Origin of the sequence: Photobacterium sp. GB-36 (genome assembly GCF_003026135.1) — a bacterium.
GTDB lineage: Bacteria > Pseudomonadota > Gammaproteobacteria > Enterobacterales > Vibrionaceae > Photobacterium.
The window spans coordinates 1-11,921 of record NZ_PYNY01000045.1; the positions used below are offsets into that span (position 1 = coordinate 1).

6 protein-coding genes are annotated in these 11,921 nt (G+C 39.6%); 1 reads left to right on the top strand and 5 read right to left on the bottom strand.

Annotation, left to right across the window (positions count from 1 at the left end; genetic code table 11):
• The first annotated feature begins 416 nt into the window (after positions 1–416).
• Positions 417–2,606, top strand: coding sequence for an LruC domain-containing protein (locus C9J46_RS20850; RefSeq protein ID WP_107291466.1), 2,190 nt, complete (start codon positions 417–419; stop codon positions 2,604–2,606).
• Between the two features lie 91 nt (positions 2,607–2,697).
• Here C9J46_RS20850 and C9J46_RS20855 read toward each other — a convergent pair whose 3' ends face one another.
• The 5 genes from C9J46_RS20855 to C9J46_RS20875 all read right to left on the bottom strand — a co-directional run.
• On the bottom strand, positions 2,698–3,306 hold the full coding sequence (locus C9J46_RS20855; protein ID WP_107208171.1) for an OmpA family protein: 609 nt from the start codon (positions 3,304–3,306) through the stop codon (positions 2,698–2,700).
• Positions 3,306–4,676, bottom strand: a complete 1,371-nt coding sequence (locus C9J46_RS20860; RefSeq protein WP_107291467.1) for a TolC family outer membrane protein — start codon at positions 4,674–4,676, stop codon at positions 3,306–3,308. The genes C9J46_RS20855 and C9J46_RS20860 overlap by 1 nt, the downstream gene beginning before the upstream one ends.
• A gap of 30 nt (positions 4,677–4,706) precedes the next feature.
• Positions 4,707–6,089, bottom strand: a complete 1,383-nt coding sequence (locus C9J46_RS20865) for an HlyD family type I secretion periplasmic adaptor subunit (protein WP_107291468.1) — start codon at positions 6,087–6,089, stop codon at positions 4,707–4,709.
• Positions 6,082–8,256 carry a type I secretion system permease/ATPase gene (locus C9J46_RS20870; RefSeq protein ID WP_107260280.1) on the bottom strand — a complete coding sequence of 725 codons (2,175 nt, stop codon included), beginning with the start codon at positions 8,254–8,256 and terminating at the stop codon, positions 6,082–6,084. The genes C9J46_RS20865 and C9J46_RS20870 overlap by 8 nt, the downstream gene beginning before the upstream one ends.
• Before the next feature lie 64 nt (positions 8,257–8,320).
• Positions 8,321–11,921, bottom strand: a 3,601-nt coding sequence (locus tag C9J46_RS20875; protein ID WP_146144677.1) for a tandem-95 repeat protein, incomplete at its 5' end; no start/stop codon positions are given.

The window sequence follows — 11,921 nt, forward strand, 5'->3', positions numbered from 1 at the left end:
CTTTTTATCTTACTTTCTTGATACTTCTATTAACCAATTCTAAACTTTATATTAGAGTGCAATTTAAATCATATAATTATTAAATGTGCATTCCTGTATTTTTACTAGACAAACAAAGCAATCGTTTATGATAGAGATCATGATTTAAATATGAAACAATTCTTATATTGCATTTGTACTTAGAAGTATATATATGAATACATTAATGTCTAATTTATATTTTCAATATTAGAATCATTATGATTTCTTTACCCTATGAGATCATAACTAGATTATTCGAAAATTTAATTAACAGATAAATCATATAATTACCCGACTGCTTTTTTAAATATTTATTGGCTTGATACTTGTAAATTTTTCAATGATGAAAGGCTCAATTACTTCCATTAATATTTTTAACTGAGTGAGGCAAAGATATGAAGTGTTTAAAACACTCTTTACTAGCATGCTCGTTAGCCTTAGTTTCAACCTCGGCCCACAGCATCATACCGCATGCATTCACTGACAATGGTGGCTGCCCTAGTAATGCTTTTTTGTTTCAAGGTAATCCAACTGTAGTGTACCAAATGGATTTATCTTCTGGATTTTATCGCCCATCGAAAACGATGGCATCTCAAGTCAATGCTGTTGGATTTAACGTCACAGACAGTTATATTTATGGATACGACGTAAATAATGAAGAAATTGTCCGTATAAATCAGCTTTTTGACTTCGAAACTATTCCCGTCACAGGTATTGATACCACCATGCCCTATCCAACTGGTGACGTTTATAACAATAAATATTACATCTACAGACAGGGTGTAGGTATGTACGAGATAGATCTAACGACTTTGTCTGTTACTCTCGTCATGACACCCAGTAGTGCCACATTAAACCTTCATGATATGGCTTTTCATCCCGATTCTTCTGGACGACTATTTACTGTTGATAGCGACAATAAAAAGCTTTATGAAATAACTAACTTTACTACACCCAATAGTGCATCGTTTGTTGAAATTGGTGGGATCAATGTTCCAGAAAACGGTGGTTTTGGTGCGCAGTATTTCGATTCAAATGGTTTCCTCTACCTAAGCCGTAACGATGATGGCGCCATTTATAGAATTGATTTAAGTGATTTATCGAGTTTTACATCAAATGCCGTTTTTTATTCTGATGGTCCGACTTCAACGTTGAACGATGGCGCTAGGTGTTCAACGTCTGCCATAGTGGCTGAAAATACAGATTTTGGTGATGCTCCTGATACATACAAAACATCCCTTTCTACTAACGGCGCTCGTCACTACAATATTTCAGGCGTCAATTATTATTTTGGTTCCAATATTGATACAGAAGGTGATGCTTTTGTTTCACCGAATTCAGATGATGCCAACAGTGTTGCTGATGAAGACGGTATTTCGTTTCCTGCAAACTTTAGACAAGGTTCTGACGGTTTAGTTAACGTGACTATTGGTGGCTCAGCAAATGGTTTTATCAATGCATGGTTTGATTGGAATAATAATGGTGTATTTGATGAGGCAGCAGAACATGCCATTGATGATGAGTTATTAACCGCTGGAGATGGAACAACACCAGCAAACCATGTTCTGAAAATTAGAGTGCCTGACGATGCAGCCACTGGACAAATATGGGCACGTTTTCGTATTTCCAAAAATGCAGGTTTATTATCTTATGGGGGGACCTCTTACGGTGAAGTAGAAGATCACCAAGTAACTATTGATTCCCAACCCGTTACCCATAACTGGTACCCATCCTCAGGCTCTTGGGTAACATTGGCATATGAGGATGACTGGCCGCAAGAAGGCGATTTCGACTTTAATGATGTCGTTATATATTACCGCGTTGATAAAGTAACGAACTCTGCAGGTGAAGTTCTCCGCTATGATATATACGGAAATTTAAGAGCATACGGTGCAGACTTTGCGAATGGTTTCGCTATAAAATTTGATGGTATTCCCGTTTCTGCCGTAGATGCGGACAGAACTAAGTTAGTGATTAATGGATCAACCTTACACCCTAAACAGATATTAGAATCGGGCACAACTGATGCGGTTGCGATTATTTCAAATAATCTCCTTACAGAAATACCGACCCCAACCTGTTCAGGATTCTTAGGAACTTTTTACAGAGTATGGACGGGGTGTAATTCCGATGCCGCTGATTTATTCCAATTTGAAGCAAGCATTCCTTTCATAACGCCATTAGCATCATCGAGTGTTCCCAGCATGCCTTTGAACCCATTTCTATTTGGTACGCCAGGTATTGATCATGGCGAAGGTACGCGTGCAACTGATGGCCGTGCAATTGAGATTCATCTGAAAAATACAGACGTTTCAAGTAAGGCAAATACTGCTTATTTTGCAACTGAACATGATGATTCTGCCTATGTTGATAGCGACTGCCCTGGTATTAACTGTGATACCTATCATACTTCAAACGGTATTCCATGGGCTATCGTAGTTGATGGAACATGGGATCACCCTAGCGAAGGGATAAACATACTTGAAGCCTACCCTGATCTTCAAAGTTTCTCTGTATCTGGCGGTAGTACTAATACGGACTGGTATCTTCGTGCGAACTCAGATATTACTAAGCTCTTCGAGTAAATCTATTCGTAAGCGATGAATATAAAAAAGCCGACAGTGCTTTCACACTGTCGGCTTTTACTGTAGCTCGTTAATTGTTTATCTGTGGCACTTATTCATCATCTACCGAATAAATATTCCACTTCATATCAATTGTTTTATCTGTGCCTGATACCGCTGCGATAACACGTCTATTTCGCTCTGCAGCAATCTCTGTTTCACTATCATCAATAGGCTTGGTGTAACCATAACCTATTGCTTGTAGACGATTAGGGTCAATAAAGAATGTATCTTTCAACATATCAACCACAGCTTCAGCACGAGCCTGAGACAGTGCCATATTCAACTCATAGCTACCGCTCTTGCTACAATGCCCTTCAATCGTCACAGACGAGTCAGGGTACTGATGCATAAAATTAGCAATGGCCTCTATTTCACGCTGATACACGGGTTTAATAACGGCTGAATTATTAGCAAAATTTAATTTAAGCTCTACACGCTCAGAAATTTCTTTCTCTTTTCCACAGCCAACATTATTAACAAATGAGCCTGGCACACTGTTTGGGCATTGATCGCGTGCTTCAATCACACCATCACCATCTAAGTCACGTAGATCGTATTGCTGTGTCGTTGTTTGTGATTCAGAACCGTCGGATGAAGCACAACCGCTAATCATTGTAGACATAATGACTAACGAACTTAATAGTATGTTTTTTTTCATTATTCACTCTCTCCTTGACGAGTTGCTTCACTGTTCCAGTTCTCAGGCGTTGTTACACGTAGTGATGAGATTAGCTGCCCTGTTGCATGTAATATGCGGTATTGTGAAACAAGCTCATCAAACTCAGCACGTAAATAACTCTTACGCGCTTCAAACAATTCGTTTTCAGAATCTAACAAGTCTAATAATGAACGTTGGCCTAATTTAAATTGCTGCTCATACGCTGATTGGGTTTCTTTCGAAGCCTCAACATGTGTACGGATAAAGTCTCGTTGCTTAGCCAAAAAGGTATTAGCATTCCAAGCGAGTATTGTTCCATCTCTTACATCGCGTGATGTATTTTGATGAACACTTTTTGCTTCATCAATTTTGTATGCGGCTTCACGAACTCGAGACGTGTCTTTGCCACCATTAAAGAGGTTATAACGTAACTGAATCCCTGCTTGTAACTCTTTATCTTCCCCTTCAAGCGCATTTTCATAATCAAACTTTTCATCTGACCATTTACCACCAAGCTCCAAAGTGACTTCAGGATAATAGTTAGATTTTAAAGCCTCTCTCTCTGAACGCGCTGCATTAATATCACTGTTGGATGATTTCAATATAGGATTATTTTTTTGTGCTATTTCAATCGCTTGTTCTAATGATAACGGAAGTTTGTCTTGATCGGCCATTGGCACAATTACATTCTCTGGCGATTCATTAACCACTCGAATAAATTCACTTCGTGCATCAGCGAGATTATTTTGTGCTGACATTAAATTAGAATTAGCACGTGCTAAACGCCCTTTACTTTGAGATAAATCAGCGCTTGAACCTAAGCCAGATTCTGTTTTCTCTTTTATTTGGTCAAACAAAAGCTGATGCTTTTCAACATTGTTTTCTGCTAACTTAACAATCTGCTCTTCTACTAAGTAATTGATGTAGACTTTTACCACCGAAAGCGCGATATCTTCCGCTGTAGCAAAAAGCTTTAGTTGATCCGCTTTAGCTTCAAAATCTAAACGTGATAATTCATGTCCTGTTAAAAAGCCATTAAATAATACTTGTCGGATACTAATTCCAACTTCTGGTGATTCTGAATCAACCATATCTTCTGTTTGTAATCGACTCTGAGGAGTTGAGCTTTGCTTAAAACCATAACTCGCCGTCAAATCAACAGTCGGTAAATAGTCACCAAACACTTGATTACCTTGCTCCTCTCGGGCTTTAAATTGACTTAAAGCCTGCTGTAACTGAGGGTTAGTATCTAAAGTAACCGCAACAGCTTGCTCTAATGTTTGGCTCATGGCTGACACTGGATATAGCGATGAAACAATGGCTGTTGTAATCAAACTCTTCCTAATACAATCGCGTATTCCATAACGCATAAATGAATATCCTTCTCTTATTTTTATGGTTTAGCGCTCTCTAAGCGCCATTTCCTTAGCTCTTAAAATCGGGTTAAGTATGTATTCTAAAACTGTTCTTTTTCCTGTAATTACATCAACAGATGTCAACATACCGGGAATAATTGGCAAAGGTGTCTGATCTGATTTCATTAAATGTGAGTGTGTTGTGCGAACCTTTACTAAGTAATAACTATTGCCCTCTTCATCTTGCGAGGTATCTGCACTAATATTCACAACAGAGCCTTCAAGCCCGCCGTAACGAGTAAAGTCATACGCTGTTACTTTTACAACAGCCGGTAACCCAGGGTGTAAAAATGCAATATCTTTAGGCTGGATCTTTGCTTCAATTAATAAGTTATCTTCCGTTGGTACGATATCTAATATGGCTTCACCGGGTTTAACCACGCCACCAATGGTTGTTATATTGATACTTTTAATTGTGCCATTTACGGGTGAATGTAATATCGCTTTATCTACTTTATCCTGCGAGCCAACCTGCGCTTCGGTTAAACGTGAAAGTTTGGCTGTCATTTCATTAAGTTGAGCTCGTACATCTTTTTGATAATTCAACACGGCTTCACGTCGCTTTAAAATAGATTCATCTAAAGCGGCTTTTAGCTTCGGTTGTTCAGCATAAAGTGCCGAAAGTTCACCTTTGGTTTCATTGACTTTACGCTCTAACTGCAACAGTTCAACTTCCGAGACAATGCCCTTTTTCGCTAAAGGCTTTGTCATGACTAATTCTTTATTAATCAGTTTTAAGCTACTTTTCAGGGTGCGAATTCGAGATGATAATGCGTAACTTTCCTGTTTCTGTTGAACAATTTGACGAGCAAGGATCGCCAATTGATTTTGAAGTTCTTCTAACCGCCCTTGATATTCATCCTGCTGGCGAGCGATGAGTTCAGGCTCTTTTTGTGCAAGTTCTTGGGAGAAAACAAGCGGCTCGATATTGATCTTAATCCGTTCTTTCCAGTCTTTAATATCATCATCAATTACAATGCTTTTCAGTTCTTGCCGAAAACGGGCAATATTCGTGTTTAAGCTATCTTCTTCGTCTTCTTGCTGAGCTAAATCAGAACGAAAACGAGTATCATCAATACGTACAAGGGGTTGACCTTTTTTAACTGTCATTCCTTCTTCCACGTATAGCGCTTGCAACAGACCGCCATCGTAACTTTGAATTACTTGTACTTGTGATGATGGAATAACCTTACCAGAGCCTCTAGTGACAAGTTCCAATTGAGCAAAAAAAGCCCAAATAAAGAAACATATCAACATAAAAAACAGTGCCCATACCATATAACGATGCTTTCTTGGCGAATCAATCATCATCGCGTTGTAGACATCATCCATCATCTCTTGATCTTGGTCGGAAAAAGGCTTATTCATTCCGGCCTCCCGATACACCTTGCTGTAACTGTTTCAATACTTTTTCACGTTGATCATCTAAAACGATCTTACCGTTATCAACGACGATAATGCGATCCACAAGCGGTAGTAATGACATTTTATGGGTGATAATTAGCAAGGTTCGATTTATGGCAACATGCTGCATTGAATGCATAAAACGCTTCTCTGCATGTGCATCCATACTTGCTGTTGGCTCATCCATTAATAAAATTGGAGGATCATTTAATATCGCCTGAGCTAGTGCGACTGCTTGACGCTGCCCTCTCGATAATGCGTTTCCTAACTCTCCAACTTGTTTATCTAAACCTTCTGAATCGCTATCCGTAAAGCTGCTAACACCTGAGAGTTGAATTGCACGCAACAACTGATGTTCAGTGACTTGTCTCGTTCCAAACATAATATTGTCACGAATAGTGCCATGAATAAGCGTGATATCTTGTGGCATGTAACCAATATTTCTTCGCAAATCTGCGGGGTGAATTTGTTCACGATCAATGCCATCAAAGCGTAAACTTCCTTCTGTTGGGCAATATAGCCCCGCTAATAACTTCGCTAATGACGTTTTACCTGAACCATTTTTACCAAGAATCGCGATTTTCTCACCCGGTTTAATTGAAAAGTTCGCAGAGTCAATCGTGCATTTTTTCTGATTCGGATACGAAAATTGGACATTTTCTGCCTTAATAGCTCCTTTCATTCTATGGCGACTGATCAAATGTGCTTTGTCTTCAAATTCACTTTCTTCTTGCATCAGTTGATCTAATTGACGCAGAGAACTTGACGTTTGATTGGCTCTTGTTAATAAATTTGCTAACTGAGCCATAGGAGAAACAACACGGCTTGATAGCATGACAGCAGCGATAATCCCACCCATGGATATATCGACCGTTGATACACGATAAACGCCTAAAACCACAACACCAATAGCCGTTAACTGAGTAATAAAGGTGGCAAAATACGAAACAGAGTTAGAGATTTTTTTAACTTTTAACTGCCAATTAGCAGTATGTGCGATCATCTGTTGCCAGTGCCGTTGTATCATCCCTTCTGCACTATTTGATTTAATCGCCTCTATCGCCGTTAAACTTTCAATTAAATGTCCATGTTTTAACGCTGAAAACTTATTAGACTCCTCAACGGCTATTTTTAATTTAGGTTGAACCAGTAATGTATAACCAATAATTAATAAGCCTGCAATTAATGGAATAACAGCAAGGTCGCCAGCAACAAAATAAATAACTAATAAAAATAATAAAGCAAAAGGTAAATCAATTAATGTCGTTATCGTTGCTGACGTCAACATGTCACGAATATTATCAAATTCACCTAATTGTTTTGCCATTCCACCAACTGAAGATGGACGTTTTGATAATGGAATTCCAATCACTTTTTCAAATAAACGAGATGAAACAACAATATCAATTTTCTTCCCAGCTAAATCGATTAAATACCCTCTAATATGACGCATTAAAAAATCAAATATAAAAGCAACGACAGCACCGCTGGCTAAAACCCATAATGATTCAAATGCTAAATTAGGTACAATTTTATCGTACACATTCATCATAAATAAGGGAGAGATTAAAGCAAAAACATTCACTAATATCGAAGCAATTAATACGTCTCGATAAATAGGGCTAGCTTCTTTAATCATATTCCATAACCAGTGACCGTAACTAACATGTTGATGAACATCAACACTTTGGTCACCACGATATTGCTTCTTGATAAAGAAGCAATATCCCGTATAGCAACTTTCTAGCTCTTCTAATGAAATTTCAGATTCGCCACCATTATCAGAAAATTGAATCACAGCAAGGTTATTTACTTGATCTAATTCCCTTAAAATACATGCTTGCTTATCTTTTAAAAGTAAAACACAAGGCAAAACAAGTGGCGTTATATCTGATAACAATTTACGTAATAATTTTGCGGTTAAACCTGCTCTTGCTGCTGCCTGAGGAAATATATCAGGCGTGACTAAAGCACTTTCAAGAGGAAGCCCTGCAATTAACGCATCTCCAGAACAAGGGTTTCCATAATATTCAGACAAAATAACAAGACTATCCAATAATGGATCATCCGTTGTTTTTAATGAAGCAGGAATACTCCAATATTCCTGCTTATTTTCAGCTGTGGATATCATGAATTATACGTCCTTGTTACTTTTTATTACTACGAACAGGAATATCCATTTTCTCTATTCATATTTAATTATCATCTTGCTGTGGTGGTAATGTCATTGGCTTATCAATCGAAATACTATCAAGCATCTGAGTATTTAAAATGATTTCACCATTATCATTACTTAATAAGTTATTGGTGATAACACCAAGCTTATCTTTCAAGCTGTTTGAATCGATATCTTCTAGAATAATGTTTACTGACTGATCATTTCCCGTTTTGATTGAAATAACGCTATCATCATTATTTTGACTAATCGATAAGAAGTCATCTAACGTTTCTGCGGTTGCATCTTTTAATAAATCGCTGAGGTTTAATTTATCTTCCGCTAAATCAAAATCTCGAATGGTATCTATATCGCTAATAGACTCACTTTTACTCCAAGTAAATGTATCAGCACCGATCCCGCCATTAAGAAGATCATTGCCTTGACCACCAATTAGAAGATCATCGCCCTCACCGCCATTTAATGTATCGTTACCCTCACCACTCGAAAGTTTATCATTACCTAGCAAGCCATTAAGAATATCGATACCGGTACTACCGACAAGGTCATTATCAACATCCGAGCCATTGACAATGTTATCATCAAATAACACGCTATCAGAGCCAGAATTTTCACTGCTACTACTATTTTCTTTACCAGTCGCCGTTACCGTTAACTCAATTGAATCTGCTGATTCTGCTGGTACGGTAATTTGTAAACCAGGAAGTGAAACTTGCGTATCCGTGTTTTGCCATAATCCCGTTAGTTCAATCTCACCAGCAGCATTGGCAATACCGAGAACGGTTGTACCATCCGCGCTAATTACTTTGGTATCTTTAGGTAATCCTGACAATAATATTTGGCTAATTGACTCGCTACCATCTGTATCCGTTAGCATAACGTTAATATCTAACGTATACGTATAAGTTGGTTGCTCTTTGATCCAACTACCACCATCCCAATAGTATGTGCCATCAGCAAATTGAAGGCGTTCAATGTCGTAGAGATCATCTGAGCCTTCTCGTGCATATACATTTTCGCCACTTGTTACTCGTTTATCTGTTACTTCAAAAAATATCGATGATCCTGAGGTTTCGACAGGTTTAGTAATATCGTAATCAGAGAAATTTCCAGCATATACTGCTGTATCAACTCCTGCGGCACCATATAGTGAATCATCCCCTTGCTCACCCATTAAAATATCATTACCGGCACCAGCAGTTAATGTGTCGTTAACTAGACCTGTTATTGGGCTACCATCAATCGTTGAATTACCTATAATCCCATCTTCACCGACCAAAATGTTATCGCCAGTTGATTGAATAACAATATGATCGCTGAGCTCCATTCCTCTATAAGCTAAACTTTCAGTCGATAATGTATTTTCATATGGAGTATCAACCTTCTGTGTTAACGTTCTTGCTTTATCACCGTACTCTTTAACAACTGTTTCCCAATCGACATAGTTCTTTCCACCTTCATATTTACCGCCAGTATTGTAAACAGGAGTACCTAATAAATTCACGGTGACAAGAATTGGATCTGCAATAGCAACAACGTCTAGTTTAACAGTGATGGTATCAGTGCCACCTTTGCCGTCACTGACCTCAACGTCAAAGCTATCTTCACCATGAAAATTAGTATTAGGTGTGTATTCCCATGAACCATCCGTATTGACGGTAACTGTGCCGTTCGTTGGATTTGTCAGTGATGTGAACGTTAAACTATCACCATCAACATCTGTTGCTGACAGTTTGCCGCTCACTGCCACTTCTTCATCTGTCGTGACGGCAATGTCTGTGCCTAATGGATCATTGTTATCATCAACTAGTACTGGTGCATCATTGATTGGATTCACGGTCACATTTACAGTGATGGTATCGGTGCCACCCTTGCCGTCACTGACTTCCACCTTAAAGCTATCTTTACCATTAAAGTCGCTGTTTGGTGTGTAAGTCCATGTGCCATCCGTATTGACGGTAACTGTGCCATTGGTTGGATTGGTCGATGAAGTGAAGGTTAAGTTATCACCATCAACATCTGTCGCAGACAGTTGACCGTTCACGGCGACTTCTTCATCGGTCGTGACGGTAATGTCACTGCCCAGTGGATCATTGTTATCATCAACCAATACTGGTGCATCATTGATTGGATTCACGGTCACATTAACAGTAATAGTATCTGTACCGCCGTTGCCGTCACTGACTTCCACCTTAAAGCTATCTTTACCATTAAAGTCGCTGTTTGGTGTGTAAGTCCACGTACCGTCAGTGTTAACAGTCACTTGACCATTGGTCGGGTTAGAACTTTGCGTAAAGGTTAAGCTATCACCATCAACATCTGTCGCGGACAGTTGACCGCTCACTGCCACTTCTTCATCGGTCGTAACGGTAATGTCACTACCCAGAGGATCATTGTTATCGTCAACCAATACTGGCGCATCATTGATTGGATTCACGGTCACATTTACAGTGATGGTATCTGTACCGCCGTTGCCGTCACTGACTTCAACGTTAAAGCTATCATCACCATGGAAATTAGTCTTAGGGGTGTAAGTCCACGTACCATCCGTATTGACGGTAACTGTACCGTTCGTTGGATTGGTCGATGAAGTGAAGGTTAAGTTATCACCATCAACATCTGTCGCAGACAGTTGACCGCTCACTGCGACTTCTTCATCTGTCGTGACGGTAATGTCACTGCCTAGTGGATTATTGTTACTGTCAACCAATACTGGTGCATCATTGATAGGATTCACGGTTACATTAACAGTGATGGTGTCAGTACCGCCGTTGCCGTCACTGACGATAACATCAAATTTGTCGCTACCATTAAAGTCACTGTTTGGTGTGTAAGTCCATGTGCCGTCAGTATTCACGACGACGGTGCCATTGGTTGGATTGGTCGATGAAGTGAAGGTTAAGTTATCGCCGTCAACATCGGTTGCGGACAGTTGACCGCTCACGGCGACTTCTTCATCGGTCGTGACGGTAATATCACTGCCCAGTGGATCATTGTTATCATCAACCAGTACTGGTGCATCATTGATTGGGTTCACGGTCACATTAACGGTGATGGTATCGGTGCCGCCGTTGCCGTCATTGACGATAACATCAAATTTGTCGCTACCATTAAAGTCACTGTTTGGTGTGTAAGTCCATGTGCCATCCGTATTGACGGTCACTGTGCCATTGGTTGGATTGGTCGATGAAGTGAAGGTTAAGCTATCGCCGTCAACATCGGTTGCGGACAGTTGACCGCTCACAGCGACTTCTTCATCGGTCGTGACGGTAATATCACTGCCCAGTGGATCATTGTTGTCATCAACCAATACTGGTGCATCATTGATTGGATTCACGGTCACATTAACAGTGATGGTGTCGGTACCACCTTGGCCGTCACTGACTTCAACCTTAAAGCTATCATCACCGTGGAAATTAGTCTTAGGTGTGTAAGTCCATGTGCCATCAGTGTTAACCGTCACTTGACCATTTGACGGGTTAGAACTTTGCGTGAAGGTTAAGCTATCGCCATCAACATCGGTCGCGAACAGTTTGCCGCTCACTGCGACTTCTTCATCTGTCGTAACGGTAATGTCACTACCCAGAGGATCATTGTTATCGTCAACCAATACTGGCGCA